This is a genomic window from Caldicellulosiruptor naganoensis, assembly GCF_026914285.1.
GTDB classification, from domain to species: Bacteria; Bacillota; Thermoanaerobacteria; order Caldicellulosiruptorales; family Caldicellulosiruptoraceae; genus Caldicellulosiruptor; species Caldicellulosiruptor naganoensis.
Map to the genome: position 1 here is coordinate 722,685 of NZ_CP113864.1, position 19,936 is coordinate 742,620.

At 35.7% G+C, this 19,936-nt stretch carries 18 protein-coding genes; 16 read left to right on the forward strand and 2 right to left on the reverse strand.

Annotation, left to right across the window (positions count from 1 at the left end):
• Window positions 1-86: 86 nt before the first annotated feature.
• From rplM to OTJ99_RS03465, 4 genes are all read left to right on the forward strand, one after another.
• Window positions 87-515, forward strand: a complete 429-nt coding sequence (rplM, locus tag OTJ99_RS03450) for a 50S ribosomal protein L13 (protein WP_045165222.1) — start codon at window positions 87-89, stop codon at window positions 513-515.
• Window positions 516-539: 24 nt separating this feature from the next.
• Window positions 540-932 (forward strand): 30S ribosomal protein S9, encoded by a 393-nt coding sequence (rpsI, locus tag OTJ99_RS03455; RefSeq protein ID WP_045165221.1) that lies wholly within the window; start codon window positions 540-542, stop codon window positions 930-932.
• 200 nt (window positions 933-1,132) lie between these two features.
• A complete protein-coding gene (locus OTJ99_RS03460; protein ID WP_045165220.1) occupies window positions 1,133-2,353 on the forward strand; it encodes an ammonium transporter in 1,221 nt (406 codons plus the stop codon).
• 18 nt (window positions 2,354-2,371) lie between these two features.
• Complete coding sequence (locus OTJ99_RS03465; RefSeq protein ID WP_045165219.1) at window positions 2,372-2,707, forward strand: P-II family nitrogen regulator; 336 nt, start codon at window positions 2,372-2,374, stop codon at window positions 2,705-2,707.
• A gap of 69 nt (window positions 2,708-2,776) precedes the next feature.
• Here the strand turns inward: OTJ99_RS03465 and OTJ99_RS03470 are convergent, their stop codons facing one another.
• Window positions 2,777-3,904 (reverse strand): glycosyltransferase, encoded by a 1,128-nt coding sequence (locus tag OTJ99_RS03470; protein WP_045165218.1) that lies wholly within the window; start codon window positions 3,902-3,904, stop codon window positions 2,777-2,779.
• Between the two features lie 130 nt (window positions 3,905-4,034).
• Here OTJ99_RS03470 and radA point away from each other — a divergent pair, with 130 nt between their 5' ends.
• Window positions 4,035-5,363, forward strand: coding sequence for a DNA repair protein RadA (radA, locus tag OTJ99_RS03475; RefSeq protein ID WP_045165217.1), 1,329 nt, complete (start codon window positions 4,035-4,037; stop codon window positions 5,361-5,363).
• Window positions 5,364-5,384: 21 nt separating this feature from the next.
• Window positions 5,385-6,074, forward strand: coding sequence for a 4Fe-4S double cluster binding domain-containing protein (locus OTJ99_RS03480; protein WP_045165216.1), 690 nt, complete (start codon window positions 5,385-5,387; stop codon window positions 6,072-6,074).
• A 5-nt stretch (window positions 6,075-6,079) separates the two neighbouring features.
• Here the strand turns inward: OTJ99_RS03480 and OTJ99_RS03485 are convergent, their stop codons facing one another.
• Window positions 6,080-6,280 carry a DUF1540 domain-containing protein gene (locus tag OTJ99_RS03485; RefSeq protein ID WP_045165215.1) on the reverse strand — a complete coding sequence of 67 codons (201 nt, stop codon included), beginning with the start codon at window positions 6,278-6,280 and terminating at the stop codon, window positions 6,080-6,082.
• A 69-nt stretch (window positions 6,281-6,349) separates the two neighbouring features.
• On the opposite strand from OTJ99_RS03485, the gene csaB reads away from it, so the two are divergent.
• The 10 genes from csaB to OTJ99_RS03535 all read left to right on the forward strand — a co-directional run bounded on the left by csaB (window position 6,350) and on the right by OTJ99_RS03535 (window position 19,895).
• Window positions 6,350-8,188, forward strand: coding sequence for a polysaccharide pyruvyl transferase CsaB (csaB, locus tag OTJ99_RS03490; RefSeq protein WP_045165214.1), 1,839 nt, complete (start codon window positions 6,350-6,352; stop codon window positions 8,186-8,188).
• The gene (locus tag OTJ99_RS03495) at window positions 8,189-9,040 is read left to right on the forward strand and encodes a YitT family protein (protein WP_045165213.1); all 852 of its coding nucleotides are present in this window, start codon (window positions 8,189-8,191) and stop codon (window positions 9,038-9,040) included.
• A gap of 103 nt (window positions 9,041-9,143) precedes the next feature.
• Window positions 9,144-9,992: a transketolase gene (locus OTJ99_RS03500; RefSeq protein ID WP_045165212.1), complete on the forward strand. Its 849-nt coding sequence runs from the start codon at window positions 9,144-9,146 to the stop codon at window positions 9,990-9,992.
• A 1-nt stretch (window position 9,993) separates the two neighbouring features.
• Window positions 9,994-10,935, forward strand: a complete 942-nt coding sequence (locus OTJ99_RS03505) for a transketolase family protein (RefSeq protein WP_045165211.1) — start codon at window positions 9,994-9,996, stop codon at window positions 10,933-10,935.
• A 138-nt stretch (window positions 10,936-11,073) separates the two neighbouring features.
• Entirely contained in the window at window positions 11,074-11,934 is an 861-nt protein-coding gene (locus OTJ99_RS03510; protein WP_045165573.1) for an AraC family transcriptional regulator, read from the forward strand.
• Window positions 11,935-12,168: 234 nt separating this feature from the next.
• On the forward strand, window positions 12,169-14,496 hold the full coding sequence (gene yicI / locus OTJ99_RS03515) for an alpha-xylosidase (RefSeq protein WP_045165210.1): 2,328 nt from the start codon (window positions 12,169-12,171) through the stop codon (window positions 14,494-14,496).
• Between the two features lie 77 nt (window positions 14,497-14,573).
• Window positions 14,574-16,325, forward strand: coding sequence for a sensor histidine kinase (locus tag OTJ99_RS03520; protein ID WP_045165209.1), 1,752 nt, complete (start codon window positions 14,574-14,576; stop codon window positions 16,323-16,325).
• Between the two features lie 7 nt (window positions 16,326-16,332).
• Window positions 16,333-17,886, forward strand: coding sequence for a response regulator transcription factor (locus tag OTJ99_RS03525; protein ID WP_045165572.1), 1,554 nt, complete (start codon window positions 16,333-16,335; stop codon window positions 17,884-17,886).
• A 170-nt stretch (window positions 17,887-18,056) separates the two neighbouring features.
• The gene (locus OTJ99_RS03530) at window positions 18,057-18,971 is read left to right on the forward strand and encodes an ABC transporter permease (protein WP_045165208.1); all 915 of its coding nucleotides are present in this window, start codon (window positions 18,057-18,059) and stop codon (window positions 18,969-18,971) included.
• Window positions 18,972-19,004: 33 nt separating this feature from the next.
• Window positions 19,005-19,895, forward strand: coding sequence for a carbohydrate ABC transporter permease (locus OTJ99_RS03535; protein WP_083943516.1), 891 nt, complete (start codon window positions 19,005-19,007; stop codon window positions 19,893-19,895).
• The last annotated feature ends 41 nt before the right edge of the window (window positions 19,896-19,936 follow it).

A 19,936-nucleotide genomic window follows, 5' to 3' on the forward strand; every position in this document is an offset into this window, starting at 1 on the left:
TAATGTTTTAAAATGAGGCCCCGAGTATGAGTTGATAACATAGATTTTCAGAAAACAAAATTTTAAAAGGAGTGAAAACAAGAGCGATGAAGACATACCTTGCAAAGCCAAATGAAGTTCCAAAGAAGTGGTATGTGATAGATGCAACAGGAAAACCGCTGGGAAGGCTTGCAGCTAAAATTGCTGTGATTTTGAGAGGAAAACATAAACCCCAGTTTACACCTAATGTTGACACTGGGGACTATGTAATTGTGGTAAATGCTGAGAAGGTTGTTTTGACAGGTAAAAAGCTTGACAAGGATGGATACAGATATCATACAAAATATCCTGGGGGACTTAAGTTCGTACCATATCGCAGACTTCTTGAAAAGCATCCAGAAAAGGCAATTGAGATTGCGGTGCGCGGAATGCTTCCTAAAAATAGGCTGAGAGATAGGTTCATGAGAAAGCTCAAGGTCTACAGAGGACCAAATCATCCACATGCGGCACAAAAGCCAGAAGTGCTGGAAATTTAGTTTTAGTTAGGGGAGGATATGAAAGTGGCACAGATAAAATACTATGCAACTGGTAGAAGAAAAACTTCTGTTGCAAAGGTTTGGCTTTCACCTGGAAATGGCAAAATTATTGTGAACGATAAGAACATGGAAGAGTATTTTCCTCTTGAGACATTGAGAATTATTGTAAAGCAGCCATTGACACTTACTGAAACACTCAACAAATATGATGTAATTGCAAAGGTTAAAGGTGGCGGGCTTTCTGGCCAAGCAGGTGCTGTAAGGCATGGTATTGCAAGAGCTTTAGTGCTTGCAGACCCAACCCTAAGACCTGTTTTGAAGAAAGCAGGATTTCTCACAAGAGACCCACGTATGGTGGAAAGAAAGAAGTACGGTCTCAAGAAAGCAAGAAGAGCACCCCAGTTCTCAAAAAGATAAGAAAGTTTTGGCGGCTCCTTTTTCAAGGAGCTTTTATTTTTGCAATTTAGAAATTTTTCTCTTTCACCTATTGACAATTCACAAAGAAGAGAATATAATAGAAATGTAATTGCCAATGGGGGCATACCAAAAATGGTATGTCCCCATTTTGCATTTTAGGCGGATATAGACTTTCAAAATAAGATTTGGGGGTGTTTTGGATGAACTATGCTGATATTGTATGGGTACTCATTTCAACTGCTTTGGTTATGCTGATGACACCGGCGGTAGGTCTTTTTTACGGTGGTATGGTCAGACGAAAAAACCTTCTTTCCACAATTACCATGTCAGCGTTGACTTTGGGGATAATTAGCATTGAATGGGTACTGGTTGGCTACAGCATGGCATTCGGCCCTGACAGGTTTGGTTTGATTGGCACCTTAGATTGGGCAGGACTGAGGAATGTGGGGTATAAACCAAATCCTGACTATGCAGCCACAATCCCACACCTTTTGTTTATGGCATTTCAAATGATGTTTGCTGTAATTACCCCGGCTTTAATTGTAGGTGCGTATGTAGAAAGAATAAAATTTAGCAGTTATATACTCTTTACACTACTATGGGCTCTGTTTGTCTACAACCCTGTTGCACATTGGGTGTGGGCAAAAGGTGGATGGCTCAAAGACTTGGGCGCTTTGGATTTTGCAGGCGGCACTGTTGTGCACATTACTGCTGGTGTGTCAGCTTTAGCACTATCACTTGTACTAAGACCCAGGAAAGATTTTGGTAAAGTTCAGATGGAACCAAATAATGTACCACTTACATTACTTGGGGCGTTTTTGCTCTGGTTTGGATGGTTTGGGTTCAATGGTGGAAGCAGTCTTGCTGCAAACGAGATTGGTGTCAACGCATTTGTAGTGACAAATGTTGCTGCTGCTTCTGCTGCAGTTTCGTGGATGATTATAAGCTGGCTTTACAAAAAACCAAGTGCAATTGGAATTGCAACAGGTGCGGTTGTTGGGCTTGTTGCAATAACACCTGCATCAGGTTATGTAAATGCTCTTTCAGCAATTGTAATAGGTGCAGTTGCATCTGTAATCTCATTCTACTTTATAAGACTTCGCGAAAGACTAAAACTTGATGAGACTTTGGATGTATGGGCATGCCATGGCATGGGTGGAACTTGGGGGGCAATAGCAACAGGCATATTTGCAAGCAAGGCGATAAACCCTAGCGGAAATGATGGTTTGATATTTGGAAACTTTAAGCTATTTTTAGTACAGTTAATTTCTGTAGCTGTTGTATGGGCTTTTACATTTGTAATTACATTTGTAATAGCGAAAATTCTTGACAATACAGTTGGGCTTGCTGTGACATATGAAGAGGAGACAGTTGGGCTTGACATATCCCAGCATGGCGAAGAAGCTTATGGCGGAATTTAATTTTGGGGGTGTTTTGAAATGAAAAAGATTGAAGCTATTATCAGGGAAGAAAAGCTAAATGACCTCAAGGAGTGCTTAGAAAAAGAAGGAATCTATGGTATGACAGTTATGAGAGTAAAAGGAAGAGGTATACAGCGTGGTATTACCCTGCAGTGGAGAGCTGGAAGCTATACCGTTGATCTTCTTCCGAAAGTTCTTGTGATGATTATTGTGAGTGATGAGAAGTTTGAAAAGGTGATTGACATTATTCTGGAGTGCTGCTCAACTGGCAACCCAGGTGATGGAAAGATATTTGTCTCAGAGGTAAGTGAGGTTATCAGAATTAGCAGCAAAGAAAGAAATGTAAAAATTTAGAAGTTTTAAAAAACATCAAAAATCAAAGGGGCTACCTGCTTAGTAAAAGTTTTTGCAAAAGGTAGCCCTTTATCTTTTTTGCATAATCTTTTTGTAAATCTCAAATTGCGTTTTTGCCATGTTCTCAGCAGAAAACTTTTCTTTTGCTTTTTGAGAAAGTCTTATGCCAAAAGTTGTAATAAGTTCTTTGTTATTTAAAAGAGTTTCTATTTTTTTAGAAAGTTCTTTATAATCTCCTACCTCAAACAAGAAGCCGTTTTCACCATCTTCAATAAGGTCAGGCACAGAACCTACTTTGCTTGAGATACAGCATTTTTCGAGAGCTGTTGCCTCTAAGATTGAGTATGGGAATGTCTCTGAATATGAACTAATTACATTTATATCTATTGCATTGAAAAAATCATATGGATTTTTTATGTTCCCAAGCAAAAAAACTCTATCATTCAATTTAAACTCATTTATCATATTTTGAAGAAATTCCTTCTGAGGACCGCTTCCACCAATTAGAAAAATCACATTAGGATTATCTTTAACAACCAAGTTTGCAGCTTTAATAAAAACATCCAATCCCTTTACTTTGTATAACCTACTTAAGTTTCCCACAATTGTTTTAGATTGATACAGGGATTTGTCGATGTATCTTGTCAAAAATGTATCTTTTTCTTCAAAACTTATCTCTTTGGCAAAGTCAAATCCGTTGTATAAAAGGAAGATTCTTTCTTCATCTATTCCTAAACTTTTAATCTTGCTGATTAAGGCAGACCCAACAGAAATAAAATAATCAAACCTTTTTAGTGAGACCTTGTTCAAGTACGAAAAAATAATCCTTTTATAAAACACATCCTGAAAATCCAAGTCAAAATCACTATGTATTGTTGTTATAAAAGGTATGTTTTTGACCTTCCTTTTGAGAAACATTCCGATAAAGTTTGCCCTTGCCCCGTGACAGTGAATTATATCGTACCCCTCATGCTCTATCATTTGATATATCTTGTGAACAACACTCAAATCAAATCGTGAACGTTGCGGGATAACATCTATGTCAATTCCAGCATTTTTTACCTCATCATAAAATGGTCCATACATAAAACAAATAATCTTCAGCTTAACCAGATTTTTTAGTTTTGAACAAAGGTTTATGATATGTGTTTTTGCGCCCCCAGTATCCCCACCGCTTATTAAATGCAAGACCTTCATTTTTTAAAAACAAACCTCCTCATTTTTACCATACCCATCAATTAGATTATATCATAACTCTTTATTAATAGGTGAAAATATGATAAAAATATATCGTATGGATTTAAAGAAAAGGTGATTTGAATTGAAAATGGTTTATGTCTGTCAAGAATGTGGCTACAAGACTTCAAAGTGGCTTGGAAGATGTCCAAATTGCTCAAGTTGGGACACGTTAGTGGGAGAATACGTAGAGGATAAGAAAAAAGATATTACAAAACCTCAACAAAGTAATTTGACACCTTTAAAGCTCTCAGATGTCGCAACAGAAGAAGAGAGGTTTTTATGTGGAATTGATGAGCTTGACAGTGTCCTTGGTGGAGGTTTTGTCAAAGGTGAGCTGATTTTGCTTGGCGGGGAGCCAGGGATAGGGAAGTCAACTTTGCTTTTGCAGGTTGGAAGTATCTTGAGCAAGAGGATGAAGGTATTATATGTCTCTGGTGAAGAAGGGGCAAACCAGTTAAAGATCAGAGCAGAAAGGCTAAAAATAAATGGTGATATTGAGATTTTGTGTGAGACAAACTTTGACCTTGTTGAAAAACTGATTTTGGAACTAAAACCAGAGTTTATCATAATAGATTCTATTCAGACAATGTATATTCCAGATAATCAATCAGCTCCGGGAAGTGTTACACAGGTAAGAGATGTGACAATGAAACTTTTGAAGCTGGCAAAAAGCTTAAAAATTACAATTGTAATTGTTGGACATGTTACAAAAGACGGACTTATTGCCGGACCAAGGGTTTTAGAGCATATGGTTGACTGTGTTTTGTATTTTGAAGGTGAGCGATTTAATACATTTAGAATTATAAGAGCTTACAAAAACCGATTTGGACCAACAAACCAGCTTGGAATATTTGAGATGACCGATAGCGGGCTTGTTGAGGTAAAAAATCCTTCAAGCCTCTTTTTAGAGAGTAGCTACAATGTAGAAGGAGTTGCTATTTACTCCGCAATTGAAGGGACGCGCGCTATTTTATTGGAGATTCAGGCACTGACCACCCCGACATCTTTTGGTACACCACGAAGGACTGTGACCGGAATTGACTATAACAGGTGTGTAATGCTTTGTGCAGTACTTGAAAAAAAAGTTGGTCTTCCTTTAAATGTTCAGGATATATATGTGAATGTTGCAGGTGGATTTAAGGTTACAGAACCTGCGGCAGACCTTGCAATTGTGTGTGCAATTGCCTCAAGTTATAAGGGCGTGCCAATTGGAGATAATGTGTTAATAGGTGAAGTGGGTTTAACCGGCGAGATTAGAGCAGTAAATAGCATTGAAAAAAGGCTAAATGAGGCTAAAAAACTTGGCTTTGAGAGAGCAATAATTCCAAAGAGGAATTCAGAAAATTTGTCTTCAGATTTTGGGATGAAGATATATGCAATGTCAAATATAGAAGAAGTATTTGATTTTATATTCTAAAAAAAGAGAGTGATTTTTAATATGATCTTAAAAGAATTAAAGGAAATGCTAATTAAAGAAGGTGCAAGTGACGTTGGTATTTCAAATATACATGAATACCTTCCAGCTGAACTAAAAATGTTTAAAACCTGCATAACTGTGGTTGTGAGACTTTCTGACGCTATTGTAAATGAAATTGTGGATTCACCCACATTTACATATTACCACCATTACAAGGCAGTAAATAACCTCATTGACCTTTTGACTTTAAAAGGAGTATTATTTTTAGAGTCAAAAGGCTATTTTGCGATGAGTGTTGCTGCATCACAGAGCGTCCATGGCAAGGACAACGGTTTTTCAGGAGTTTTATCTCACAAAATAGGAGCAGTTTTGTCTGGCATGGGTTTTATAGGGAAAAACAACCTTTTTGTTCACAATAGATTTGGTCCGAGGGTAAGGCTTGGAACAATACTTACAACATATGAACCAGAAGAAAAGATTGAAAATCATATAATAGAGCCTCAATGTGGACAGTGCAATCTCTGTATTATAAGCTGCCCAGCACAGGCACTTCGTGGAAGTACATGGTACTTGGGCATTGATAGAAATGAGATGATAGACCCCCATGCGTGTAGCACTTACATGAAGGAAAAGTTTAAGTATATAGGGCGTGGCCAGGTTTGTGGCATATGCATGAGGGTCTGTCCTTACGGAAGTGAGGTCAAAAGATAGGAATTTTATCTTCTTAAGGTGTATGTGTGGCAATTTGTTTTTTCTTTTGTGCCGTGAGCTGTAGAGCCACCACCATCAACTGATACTTCAATTGAAGGTGCTGTACATCTTTTGTTGTCCCAGTACATGCAATCAGAGACATTACAGGTTATTCTATCTGGCATCTTATATACCTCCAATATTGATGTGATTTTTAAGTTTTCCATAGATTATTCTCTGCAAATAATTTGAACTTTGTTCAAAACCAATATTTTAATTTTGGGTGAGAAAAGCAAATGAAAGATATTGTTATATCGGGATATTATGGACAATTAAATACTGGTGATGAGGCAATCCTAAGGGTTTTGGTTGATAAACTAAAAGAATATGAAAGAGAGAGCAATAGCAGTTTGAATATAGTTGTGTTGTCTTCAAGACCAGAGCTTACATCAAAGATCTATAATGTGGAGTCTGTGAACAGGAAAAAGATTCCTTCTGTTATAAAAGCAATAAAGAGATGTGACATTTTTATTTCTGGCGGGGGAAGTCTTTTTCAAAATGAGACGAGTAACAGAAGTCTTTATTATTACCTTTTTCAGATTTTTCTTGCAAAGCTTTTTGGCAAAAAAGTTTTTATTTTTTCTCAGGGAATTGGACCCATTAAAAGGTGGTATAATATACTTCTTTTCAAACATGTAATAAAACTTGCAGATTATATTACAGTAAGAGACTATGACTCATTTGATTTTTTGCATAAGCTAAAGATAAATAAAGAGATTGAACTTTCAGCAGACCCTGCCTTTTTACTGAATCCTTGCTGTGAGCAAAAAATTCAAAAACTTTTAGAAGAGTATAAAATAGATTTTAGCAAAAAAACAGTGGGCATTGTGGTAAGGAAATGGAAAAAGGAAAAGAATATGACTGACAAAATTGCAAAGATTGCTGACATTCTTATAGAAAATGAAGGGTACAATGTTATATTTATCCCTTTTCAGGGCAAATGGGACATAATCAAGATAAATGAGATTGTCTCAAAGATGAAAAATAGACCATACGTGCTAAGTGAAAAGCTATCCCCTCATGAGCTTTTAGGGATTTTTAAGAAATTGGATTTAGTAGTTGGGATGAGACTTCACGCTCTTGTGTTTGCAGCAAAGATGGGTGTTAGATTCATTGGTATTTCCTATGACCCAAAGATTGACAGTTTTTTAAAAATATATGGGTTTAAACCTGCAGGACATGTAGACAGTTTCGATGTAAACAATGTGCTAATTAGCATTCAATATATGCTATCTGATGGAAGAGCAGCAAAAAAGATTGATGAAATTACAAAAAACATGACTCAGAAAGCTGAAAAGGCTTTTGAGATATTAAAAGATGCTTTAAATAATATTAAAAAGAAAGACAGCATAAACATCTTAGGTGTGAGGATTGACTGTGTGAACTTTAAAAAGGCAAAAGAAAAGTGTCTTGAGTTTTTAAATTCCTCATCACCCCATATTGTTTTTACTCCAAATGTGGAAATGATTATGCTTGCGCAAAAGGATGAAAGGTTTAAAAAGATTCTAAACTCAAGCGATTTAAATGTTCCAGATGGAATTGGGGTTGTGTGGGCGTCAAAATATTTTGGTGAAAAACTGTATGAGAGGGTTACTGGCTTTGACCTGATGATGGCGCTAATGCCAGAGCTTGAAAGACAACAAAAAAGGGTGTTTTTACTTGGTGCAAAGCCTTCAGTTGCTGAAAAGGCAAAAGAAAATCTTTTAAAGATTTTTAAAAACTTAAGTATCTGTGGTACACACCACGGTTATTTTTCACAAGAAGAAAACGAGAAGGTGATAGAGCTTATAAAATCTTCAAAGGCAGACGTAGTCTTTGTTGCAATGGGCATGAAAAAGCAAGAAGAATGGATTTACAAAAATAAAAAGAAGCTAAATTGCAAACTTATTATGGGTGTTGGTGGCAGCTTTGATGTTTTGTCCGGTGAGGTAAAAAGAGCACCCAAGATATTCCAAAAACTTGGTCTTGAATGGTTCTATAGGCTAATTACTCAGCCATGGAGGTTTAAAAGAATGCTTTCTCTGCCTAAATTTGTACTTGTTGTTTTAAAAACCAGGGTATTTGGAGGAAGATAAATGACTAAAAGATTTTTCAGGGTAATATATGAATATGCTGCAATAACATTTGGTTCACTTTTGGTTGCACTGTCTTTAAACCTCTTTCTTGTTCCAAACAAGATTGCAGCTGGTGGATTTTCTGGTATTGCAACAGTTGTGTATTATGTTTCGCACTACAAGCTTCCTGTTGGTATGACAATGCTTGCTTTGAACATTCCTGCTTTTATCTGGGGTGTGAAGACAATTGGAGTAGATTTTGGAGTCAAGAGTGTGTACGGTACAATAGCCCTTTCAGTTTTGACAGACCTGACAGCTTTCTTGCCCTGTATTACATATGATAAGCTACTTGCTTCAGTTTTTGGTGGGGCGCTAATGGGTCTTGGCCTTGCCATTGTGCTTTTGTATGGGGCAACAACTGGTGGAACTGAGATGCTTGCAAGAATAATTCATAAGTTTATCTCCTTTATCTCAGTTGGACAGATTCTTTTAGGGCTTGATGTTGCTGTAATTGCAATGGCATCAATAGTATTTAAAAACTATGAACTTGGACTTTGGGCAGTTTTGACCCTTTTTGCATGTTCAAAGGTAATGGATGCCATCTTAGAAGGTGTCAACTTTGCAAAAGCACTTATAATAATCTCTGACAAGTCAGACATAATCGCAGAGAAGATTATAAAAGAGCTTGACAGAGGTGTTACAGGTCTTCATGGTATTGGCATGTGGACAAAGAAAGAGAAGAATGTACTTCTTTGTGTTGTTAAGAGACATGAAGTGAGCCGTGTCAAAAAACTTGTAAAAAGTATTGACCAAAGAGCTTTTGTGATTTTAACAGATGTTCGTGAGGTTTTAGGTGAAGGTTTTTCTGTTTAAGTAAAAAATGATTTAATGGTATAATGTAAAGAAAAAAGAAGTAAACCACCAGTTAATTGGTAAATGAGAATCCAAATTTCGTAAGGGAGGTTCAAGGTATAAGATGGACAAGGCAAAGGAGCTTGAGCTCAAAAAGATAGCAACTGAAATAAGAAAGAGCATAATTATTCAAACAGCTGAAGCTGGCTCTGGTCACCCGGGCGGTTCACTTTCTGGTGTTGAGATTTTGACATATCTTTACTTTGTTGAAATGAACGTTGACCCTAAAAATCCAAAAGACCCAGACAGGGACAGGTTTGTTCTTTCTAAAGGGCATGCATCACCTCTTTTATATGCGGTTTTGGCTGAAAAGGGTTTCATAAGCAAGGAGGAGCTAAAAGGTTTTAGGCAGATTTATTCAAGTCTGCAGGGCCATCCCGATATGAAAAAGGTGCCCGGGGTGGAAATGTCAACAGGGTCATTAGGTCAGGGATTGTCTGTTGCAAATGGAATGGCACTGGCTGCAAAGCTTGACAAAAAGGATTATAGAGTATATGTTTTGCTCGGCGATGGCGAAATCCAAGAAGGACAAATTTGGGAAGCTGCAATGACAGCTGCACATTACAAACTTGACAATCTCACAGCATTTTTAGATCACAATGGCCTTCAGATAGATGGTAAAATCACAGAGGTTATGTCCCCCGAGCCTGTTGATGAAAAATTCAGGGCATTTGGCTGGCATGTTATAAAAATTGATGGGCATGATTTTAACCAGATTGAAAAGGCTGTAAACGAAGCAAAGACAATAAAAGGGAAACCCACAATCATTATTGCTGAAACAGTAAAAGGCAAGGGTGTATCATTTATGGAAAATGAAGTAGGCTGGCATGGTACAGCTCCTAATAAAGAGCAGGCACAAAAAGCTTTAGAGGAGCTACAAAAGCAGCTAGAAAGTTTGGAGGTGCAAGGATAAGATGGCAAAAATAGCAACAAGGGAAGCATATGGTCAAGCACTGGCTGAGTTTGGTGAAGTGTACAAAGACATTGTTGTACTTGATGCAGACCTTTCAAAATCCACAAGGACAGAGATTTTCAAAAAGAAGTTTCCTGATAGATTTTTCAATATAGGAATAGCAGAGCAAGACCTTATGGCAACAGCAGCAGGGCTTGCAACATGTGGTAAGATTCCTTTTGCAAGCACATTTGCTGTCTTTGCAGCAGGAAGAGCGTATGACCAGGTGAGAAACTCCATTGGCTATCCACACCTAAATGTCAAGATTGGAGCATCACATGCAGGTGTATCAATTGGCGAAGATGGTGCATCTCATCAGATGCTTGAAGATATAGCATTGATGAGAGTAATTCCTGGGATGGTAGTGCTCTCTCCTTCTGATGCAGCATCCACGTATGAATGTGTAAGGCTTGCAATCGAGCATGAAGGCCCTGTTTATATTCGTTTGGGAAGACTTGGGGTTGAGGAGATTTACAAGAAAGGTGAACTAAAACTTGAGCTTGGGAAAGGTATTGTTCTACAAAAAGGGACAGATGTTGGAATTTTGGCAACAGGGCTAATGGTCCATGAAGCTATAAAAGCAGCAAAAATGCTTCAAGAGGAAGGAATATCGGTTTATCTTGTTGATATGCCGTGCGTAAAACCACTTGATGTTGATTTGATTTTAGATGTTGCAAAAGCCACTGGCTGTATTGTCACAGCAGAAGAGCACAATATCCTTGGCGGTTTTGGAAGTGCTGTTTCTGAGGTTTTGATTCAAAACTATCCTGTACCGGTAAAAATGGTTGGAGTAAATGATGAGTTTGGAAGGTCAGGAAAGCCTGAGGATGTTTTGAAATACTACAAGCTCACAGCAGAAGAGATTGTAAATAAAGCAAAAGAGGTTATGAAGATGAAAAGATAAAATATTATTCAATAGGTGAAATGCTGCCGCAAATTTTGGTCTGCGGCAGCTTTTTATTTTGTTGAGCTTGTGGTAAAATTTATTAGAGATAAATACATTGCATTTGTTGAAAACATACAAAAAAGTGGGGAAATTGCAATGGATGAGAGGTTGAGACTCAAAGAAAAGGTTCAGCATGGCAGTGCGGTGTTTCCTATAAATGTATATGAAAAAATATTTGTTCACGAAAACAATACTCTTCTACCTCACTGGCATGATGAATTTGAAATAGTATATCTTGAAAAGGGAACGGCAAGTTTTAGGATAGATGGCAAAGAGTATTTTTTAGGACCGAAACAGTTTTTATTTGTCAACTGTGGGTCAATTCATGGTGGAAAAGCAGAAGATAATCCTGAACCTTATGCAATTGTATTTAGTTTGAGCATGCTATTTTCCGAAGGTCCAGATATATGTAAAAGCAAATATTTGCAGTCTATTTTAGAAAGAAAACTAGTTGTTCAAAATAGTTTTGAAGATGAACACACAGGAGAACTAATTTCGAATATAATAACAGTGTGGAAAGAAAAGCCAAAAGGTTATGAGCTTTTAGTAAAAGGCTATTTGTTCATTATATTTTATAATCTTTTTAATAAGGGATATATAACAGCTGGTAATACTGACAGAGAGCTTGATTTGAAACTTGAAAAAATAAAGTCCGCGCTTGATTTTATCAATTCCAACTATTCATCTGATATAGATATTGACCTGCTCGCAAAGCTTGCAAACCTGAGTAAATTCTATTTTTGTCGTCTTTTTAAGGAAATTACTCATCTTACACCAGTTGATTACATAAATAAGTTCAGAGTTGAAAAAGCGATAGAGCTTATTAAAAACACAAACATGAGTATTTCTGAAATTGCATTTGAAGTAGGTTTTAATAATGTGAGCTACTTTATCAAAGTGTTTAAAGAGTATGTTGGTGTTACTCCATTTAAATACAAAAAAAATGTCTTATGTTAAGATGATTTTCATTTTACCCTAACTACTTACTAACAGTTACCTATCTTCAGCAAGAACCACTATTTTTGATAAGATTTACATTTTTCTATATTGATTAGAGCAAGGTATTTATACTTTTTTGCAATAGAGTATGAGAAGTGAGAAAAGAGGTTTTATATAATAAAACTTGATTGTTTCTAAATTTTTCATAAGCAATAACTGTTTTTAAACTAAGAAAAGGGGGAAATTAACAAAATGAAATTTACAGACGGTCTTTGGCGTGTAAAAGATGGAGTAAAATTGTATCATCCAGCCCATGTATATGACTACGAAATTTCGAGAGATTCAGTCACAATTTTTGCACCAGCTCACTTCATTACAAACAGGGGACAAACTCTACAAGGTCCTGTTTTTACTATACGTTTTTCTTCGCCTTTTGACAATGTTATAAGAGTGCAGATTTGGCACTACAAAGGACAAAAGGATAAGAAGCCATATTTTGAATTTCATCAAGAAGAAGGATATTGTCCTTTGATAGAAGATTTTTCAGATAATATAGTAATAACAAGTGGGAAGCTCAAAGCCACCATTAGTAAAAAAGGTGAGTGGGAAGTAACATATTACTATGAAGATAAATATCTAACAAAAAATGGTTATAAATATCTTGGTTACGCAATCATGCCTGACAATACTGCTTACATGAGGGAACAGCTTTCTTTGAGTGTTGGTGAGTGTGTTTATGGGCTGGGTGAGAGGTTTACCCCTTTTGTTAAAAACGGACAAGTGGTTGATATGTGGAATGAAGATGGTGGTACGATCTCTGAGCTTGCTTACAAAAACATTCCTTTTTACATCACAAACCGTGGGTATGGTGTTTTTGTAAATGACCCAGGGCGTGTATCGTTTGAAGTTGCCACTGAGAATGTGGAAAGAGTCCAGTTTTCTGTGGAAGGTGAATATTTAGAGTATTTCATAATTGGTGGCAGCAGCATGAAAAATGTTTTAGAAAATTACACAAGGCTGACAGGAAGACCGCAGCTTCCTCCTGCATGGTCTTTTGGACTTTGGCTTACAACCTCATTTACTACAAACTATGATGAAAAAACAGTTACAAGCTTTATAGATGGAATGATTCAAAGAGATATTCCACTTCATGTATTTCACTTTGACTGTTTCTGGATAAAGGATATGCACTGGGTTGACTTTGAGTGGGATAAGAGAGTTTTTCCAGAGCCTTCGCAGATGCTAAAGCGTCTAAAAGAAAAGGGAGTTAAAATTTGTGTTTGGATAAATTCCTATATATCTCAGTTTTCAAAACTTTTTGATGAGGGAAAAGAAAAAGGGTATTTTTTGAAAAAGCCAAATGGTGATGTATGGCAGACAGATGATTGGCAGCCTGGCATGGCAATTGTTGATTTTACAAACCCCGAGGCGTGCAGGTGGTATTCAGATAAGCTCAAAGAGCTAATTAAAATGGGAGTTGACTGTTTTAAGACAGATTTTGGTGAAAGAATTCCAACAGATGTTGTTTATTTTGATGGTTCAGACCCTCAAAAGATGCACAATTACTACACCTATCTTTACAACAAGACAGTATATGAGACGCTTCAAGAAACGTTTGGCAAGGGAAATGCAGTTGTGTTTGCAAGGTCAGCGACAGCAGGAAGCCAGAAATTTCCTGTACACTGGGGCGGAGACTGTTTGGCTTCATATGAGTCTATGGCAGAGACGCTCAGGGGTGGCCTTTCACTTTCACTTTGTGGATTTGGATTTTGGAGTCATGACATAGGCGGGTTTGAGAGTACAGCAACACCAGATCTTTACAAAAGATGGGTTGCATTTGGGCTACTTTCTTCACACAGCAGACTTCATGGGAATACTGTATATAAAGTTCCTTGGTTTTATGACGAGGAAGCGGTTGATGTTTTGAGGTTTTTCACAAAGCTAAGATGTAGACTTATGCCTTATATCTTTGCAAAGGCTGTAGAGGCAGCAGAAAAAGGAATTCCGGTCTTGCGACCTATGGTGTTAGAGTTTCCAGATGACCCAGCATGCGAGTACCTTGATAGACAGTATATGTTAGGAAGTAGCCTCTTAGTTGCTCCAATCTTCTCACCAGATGGCGAGGTTCAGTATTATGTTCCAGAAGGCATATGGACAAACATATTGACAGGTGAAAAGATTGTTGGTGGCAGGTGGAGAAAGGAAAAACATGATTATTTTAGCTTGCCGCTTTTGGCAAGGCCAAATTCTATAATTCCAATAGGAAGTTGTGACACAAAGCCTGATTATGACTATGCTCAAAATGTAACATTGAATGTATATGAATTGGAGGATGGGAAGACTGCTTGTGTAGCTGTAAAGAATACAAATGGCGAGACAGAACTTGAGTTAGAAGTAAAAAGAGACAATGACAAAATTTCAATAAATGTATTAAGAGATACTCAAAAGCCTTGGAGACTTCTTTTCCATGGACTTAAGTTAAAGTTTCAATTTAATGCTATTGTAAATCAAAAAGAAAATGGGAGTGAAGTAATTTTAGAAGCAGCAAGTAAAGAAGCGTTGTTGAGTATTGAAAAATAGAGTTAAAAATTTTCCATTGTTTGACCGTCATGGTTTTAGTTAAAATAAAATTAAAGAAATCAAATAGGTGAGAAAAGATGAAGCTCTTTTTTGCAAATTTGAAAATAAAGAAAAAGTTCATATTAGCCTTTGTGATTTCTGCTTTAATTCCCCAAACTATTTTGGGGATTATTCTTTTTTTAAACCTCAGAGCAATTGCTTTGGAAAATGCTATCAAAGACACAAGAAAAAATGTTGAAGATGTAAAAATTAAGCTTATGGATATTGTACAGAATACTGTTGATATTTCTAATAAATTATATCTTGATAAAAAACTTCTGAATATACTTTCAACAGAGTACAAAGATGTATCCAAAATATACGATGATTATATTTCATATACAGAGCTTTCCAATCTCATGTCTATTTACAACAAAAATATTCATGCAATAAAAATTTATGCCTTTAATCCCACATTGCTTGATACAGGCGAAATTGTAAAGGTTGACGATTATACGAAAAATCAGGAATGGTTTAAAGAAGCCATAAAAGGCGATGGGAAGATTTTATGGGAGCTTGTGTTTGACAATAATCCATTTCGGCCGCAGTATTATTTTAGCTTGATAAGGCTTATAAAAAACTCTTATGGTGAAAGAATAGGTGTAATGGTAATTTACATAAAGAAAGAAAAGCTTGAGGAAGTATTGTCATTGCACTTAAACACATTAGTTATTACTGACAAAGGAATAATCGTTGCTGCAAAAGACAAAGATCTTGTTGGTAAGAAACTGAATTTTAATTTTTCCTCTCAAGATGGCAAACTTATTGAGAATGTCAATATTGATGGTCAAAGAACAATGGCAATTTTAGGCACAATCAGTGCAAGTGAAAGCGGAAGCAGCTTTCTCAAAGTCATTTCCTTTTTCTCGAAGAAAGAGATATTTAAAAGGGTCAACAAAATAACTTTTATAACGTTTGTGCTTATACTTGTTAATTCTTTAGTATCACTTCTTCTTATGCTCTTATTTTCTAAACTGATAACTGACAGAATTGCAATCTTGAACAAAAAAGTGAATGAAATTTCGCATGGCAATTTGGATGCACAGATAAATATTTTAGGCAATGATGAGATTGGACAGCTCTCAGAGAATATAAAAACAATGGCTAAAAATATCAAAAACCTGATTGACCAGGTGTATCTGGCAGAGGTACAAAAACAGCAAATAATTGCTAAACAAAGAGAAATCCAGTTTGAGATGCTTTGTAGTCAAATAAATCCTCATTTTTTATTCAATACTCTTGAGGCTATCAGGATGAAGGCTTTTTGTACAGGTCAGTATGAAATAGCTCAAGTTGTTTATTTGCTGAGTAATTTGCTCAGGAAAAGTATAGAGATGACAATAGATTTAATAACTTTGGAAAAAGAAATTGAGATTGTTAGGGAATTTTTAGAAATTCAAAAGTTCCGATTTGGAAATAAAATAGATTACAAAATTGAAGTTCAAGATGACCTTCTTTCATCAAAAGTACTTCCGTTTATTATCCAGCCACTTGTGGAAAATTCAATTAGGCATGGTATTGAACCAATGATAGGAAAAGGAACCATTGAAATTAAGATATTTGAAAAAGATGGAACAATAAAGATAATTGTTACAGACAATGGTGCTGGAATGCCTAAGGAAAAGCTTGAGGAGGTCTTACAGTCGTTAGATAGCAAAGACAAAAGTCATGTGGGACTGAAAAATGTTTATCATAGACTAAAACTATTTTATGGGGAAGAGGCAAAAATTTTTATAAATAGTGAACTTGGGAAAGGCACGAGTATTGAAATTCAAATTCCAAAGAGGTGAAGAGGTTTTGCTAAAAGCAATTTTGATTGACGATGAGCCTATAATATTAGAGGGTCTTCAAAAAATTATTGATTGGAAAGCATTGGGATTTGAGATTATTGCCACCGCTCAAGATGGAATAGAAGGATTAGAAAAGATAAAGAAATTTAAACCTGAAGTTGCTTTAGTTGATATCAGAATACCTGGAATAGATGGGCTTTTGCTTATAAAAAAGTTGAAAGAGGAAGGTGTGAATACCAAAGTTATAATTCTTTCAGGGTATTCTGAGTTTGAGTATGCAAAAGAAGCAATTGAGCTTGGTGTTGAAAGTTATTTGCTAAAGCCTGTTGACCCGCGTATGCTTGAGCAGAAGTTAGAGAAAGTGAAACAAAAGATCAGTCAAGAGATTGAACTGCAAAGGGCAGTTCGGACCACTCAAGAAATCGGTTTGGAAAAAGTAATAGAAAAACTTTTGCTGGGGGCATTTGATGAGCATGAAATAAATTATATCAGTAGTTTTTACGGGCTCTTACTTCCATGGAATAAATATCAAGTTGCTGTGGTGGCGTTTTATAGCAAAAATAATCAAAAGATTATAGAAGAAAAGATATTTCAATTAAAAAGAGAGGTAGATTTGTTTTTAAAAAGAAATTGTTGTGGATATTCAACAATTATTAATCATAATATATGTATTCTCTTCAAAGATTTTTGGTATCCCTTCAATAGCAAAAGTATTAACATATTAAAGGAAAACCTGGTAAGAATAGTTGGCAACCAAGTGGTGATTTCAATTGGTAGTGAAGTAGATGATTACACTCTTATCAAAGAGTCGTTTAAGGAAGCAATAGAATTGCTTGAAAAGCGATTTCTATTAGGATACAAAGGAATTGTTTACATAGGAGAGTATGTGGAAAATATTGAAGGTAAAAAAGTCAACTTTGATAATAAAGAGTGTACTGAAAAATTAGCAATGGCTATTGCACTAAATGGGTTTGAGAGCATTAATCGGATAGTTGAAGAAAAGAGTGAACAACTTTTATACAGTAGAATGTCTGAAGAGGATATAAAGATAAATTTCTCAAACTTTTATATTGAGACTTTATATAAATTGTCGCAAAATGAGCTCTATAAACCTCTTGTTGAAAAATATCTTAGCCAAGAGATTTTAAAGAGTTTTTACATTCAGCCTACCTTAACAGAATTAAAAGGTTTGATAAAATTCTACTTTGTATCTCTTGCAGATGAGATTAATAAATTAAGTCCTGATAGCCTAAAACAAAAGATTGCTGACTTTATAGAGAGAAACTATTTTGCAGATATAAAATTAGATACAATTGCCAATGCTTTTGGATACAATAGCTCTTATTTTAGTAAGCTCTTTAAAAAGATTTTTGGAGAGAACTTCACAGTGTATTTAGATAGAATACGGGTAGAGAAGGCTAAAGTCTTTTTAAAAGAAGGATGTAAGGTATCTGAAACGTGTAAAAAAGTTGGCTTTGAAGATGTTGATTATTTTTGTTCAAAATTCAAAAAATATGTAGGGCTTTCACCAAAGGAGTATAAAGAAAAACAAAAAAATTGATAAATATATCAGAAAAGAAGCTACAAAAAATGGCTTCTTTTTTTGTTTTTTTAATGTCTAAACTGTAGGGTATAAGATGTCAAAAAAATAGGGTATTGTGATTTTATTTTTCTTTTTAAAATCATTTATGTCTGAACAGTGGGTTATAGAGTAAAGTTGGAGGTCTTAAAATGAACAGTGCAAAACTTTCAAAAAAACTGTGGCGGCAAAGATATCTAATTCTAATGATTTTTCCTTTTATCATATGGCTTATTATTTTTAGGTATGTCCCACTATGGGGTTGGATTATGGCCTTTCAAGATTATAAGCCTGGTAGACCTATTTGGAATCAAGAATGGGTTGGATTTAAGTGGTTTGTTGAGATGTTTCAGGACCCTGACTTTTACAAAGCTATGAGAAATACATTAATAATGAGTTTTATGGGTTTGATCTTTGGCTTTCCACTACCAATAATCTTAGCTTTACTTTTAAATGAAATAAAAAATATAAGCTTTAAAAGAACAGTCCAGACAATCTCATATCTTCCACACTTTGTTTCGTGGGTTGTTGTGGCAAGTTTAGTAAGCGAAATTCTATCGCCAAGTGGTGTGATAAATCAAATTTTACAAAAGCTTCATCTCACAAATTACCCAATTATGTTCATGGCAGAACCTCGTTATTTTTGGTGGATAGTCACATTTTCTGATATTTGGAAAGAACTCGGATGGAACACAATTATATACTTGGCAGCAATCACTTCAATAAATCCTGAACTGTATGAAGCTGCAACAGTTGATGGTGCGGGAAGATTCAGAAAGATGATAAGCATAACTCTTCCGGGGATAATGCCGACAGTTATAGTTCTATTGATTTTGAGCATAGGAAACATAATAAACATAGGTTTCGAAAAGCAATTTCTTTTAAGAACTGCGGCAACAAGAGATGTTGCTGATGTCATCGACCTTTATATACTTACATATGGTATCGGCACAGTCAGATACTCATTTGGAACAGCTGCAGGTGTTTTTAAGTCAGTTGTAAGTTTGGTACTACTTGTTTTTGCTAACTGGTTTTCTAAAAAGACAACTGGCTATCGCATGATGTAAAAAAGAAAGCTTGATTCAAGGGGGCATTTTAAAGTGAAAAAGAAAACAGCTGGGGATTTGGTCTTTGAAGTATTTAATTACCTACTAATGATAATTTTGGCAGTGGTCACTCTCTATCCTTTTTTACACGTTTTAGCTGTATCACTTAATGATCCTTATGATACAGTGAAAGGTGGAATTACGATATTTCCACGAAAGTTTACGTTGATAAATTATATAGAAACATTAAACTATCCTCAAATTCCGTGGGCTGTGTTGATAACTGTGCTGAGAACTGTTATTGGCACTGCAGTAGGTGTTTTGTCAACTGCTATGGTTGCTTATGTTATAAACAGGAAGGATTTTATTGCAAGAAAACCAGTTGCAATAATGTTTATTATTACTATGTATGTTAGTGGAGGCTTGATTCCTGATTACATGCTAATAAGAGGACTTGGACTTATGAATAACTTTTTGGTGTATATTCTTCCCGGTCTTATAAGTCCTTTTAATGTTATTGTTATAAAGTCGTATATGGAAGGGATTCCGCCCGATTTGGAAGAATCAGCAATGATAGATGGTGCAAATGACTTTTTGATATTTTGGAAAATAATTTTGCCACTTTGTGCTCCTGTTATTGCAACAATTAGTTTGTTTATTGCAGTTGGACATTGGAACTCTTGGTTTGATACATATCTCTATTGTTCAAGTGAACCAAAGCTTACCACCTTGCAGTATGAGCTTCAGAAGATTCTGTCTAATGCAACTGCATCTTCTCAAGTAGATTATTATAGTAATCTTGATCCTAACAGGACCATGAAAGTCACACCACATTCATTGAGAATGGCAATGACAATAATTGTAACGCTTCCCATATTGCTTGTGTATCCATTTATTCAGAGATATTTTATACATGGTATGACAATTGGTGCAGTAAAAAGCTAAATGTCAAAAAAGTTGTTAAAATTTTGGTTTTAAGCTGGTTA

Coding starts and splice junctions, on each gene's coding strand:
- rplM (WP_045165222.1), top strand. CDS start 87: ATGAAGACATACCTTGCAAAGCCAAATGAAGTTCCAAAGAAGTGGTAT.
- OTJ99_RS03460 (WP_045165220.1), top strand. CDS start 1,133: ATGAACTATGCTGATATTGTATGGGTACTCATTTCAACTGCTTTGGTT.
- OTJ99_RS03465 (WP_045165219.1), top strand. CDS start 2,372: ATGAAAAAGATTGAAGCTATTATCAGGGAAGAAAAGCTAAATGACCTC.
- OTJ99_RS03470 (WP_045165218.1), bottom strand. CDS start 3,904: ATGAAGGTCTTGCATTTAATAAGCGGTGGGGATACTGGGGGCGCAAAA.
- radA (WP_045165217.1), top strand. CDS start 4,035: ATGGTTTATGTCTGTCAAGAATGTGGCTACAAGACTTCAAAGTGGCTT.
- OTJ99_RS03480 (WP_045165216.1), top strand. CDS start 5,385: ATGATCTTAAAAGAATTAAAGGAAATGCTAATTAAAGAAGGTGCAAGT.
- OTJ99_RS03485 (WP_045165215.1), bottom strand. CDS start 6,280: ATGGAAAACTTAAAAATCACATCAATATTGGAGGTATATAAGATGCCA.
- csaB (WP_045165214.1), top strand. CDS start 6,350: ATGAAAGATATTGTTATATCGGGATATTATGGACAATTAAATACTGGT.
- OTJ99_RS03495 (WP_045165213.1), top strand. CDS start 8,189: ATGACTAAAAGATTTTTCAGGGTAATATATGAATATGCTGCAATAACA.
- OTJ99_RS03500 (WP_045165212.1), top strand. CDS start 9,144: ATGGACAAGGCAAAGGAGCTTGAGCTCAAAAAGATAGCAACTGAAATA.
- OTJ99_RS03505 (WP_045165211.1), top strand. CDS start 9,994: ATGGCAAAAATAGCAACAAGGGAAGCATATGGTCAAGCACTGGCTGAG.
- OTJ99_RS03510 (WP_045165573.1), top strand. CDS start 11,074: ATGGATGAGAGGTTGAGACTCAAAGAAAAGGTTCAGCATGGCAGTGCG.
- yicI (WP_045165210.1), top strand. CDS start 12,169: ATGAAATTTACAGACGGTCTTTGGCGTGTAAAAGATGGAGTAAAATTG.
- OTJ99_RS03520 (WP_045165209.1), top strand. CDS start 14,574: ATGAAGCTCTTTTTTGCAAATTTGAAAATAAAGAAAAAGTTCATATTA.
- OTJ99_RS03530 (WP_045165208.1), top strand. CDS start 18,057: ATGAACAGTGCAAAACTTTCAAAAAAACTGTGGCGGCAAAGATATCTA.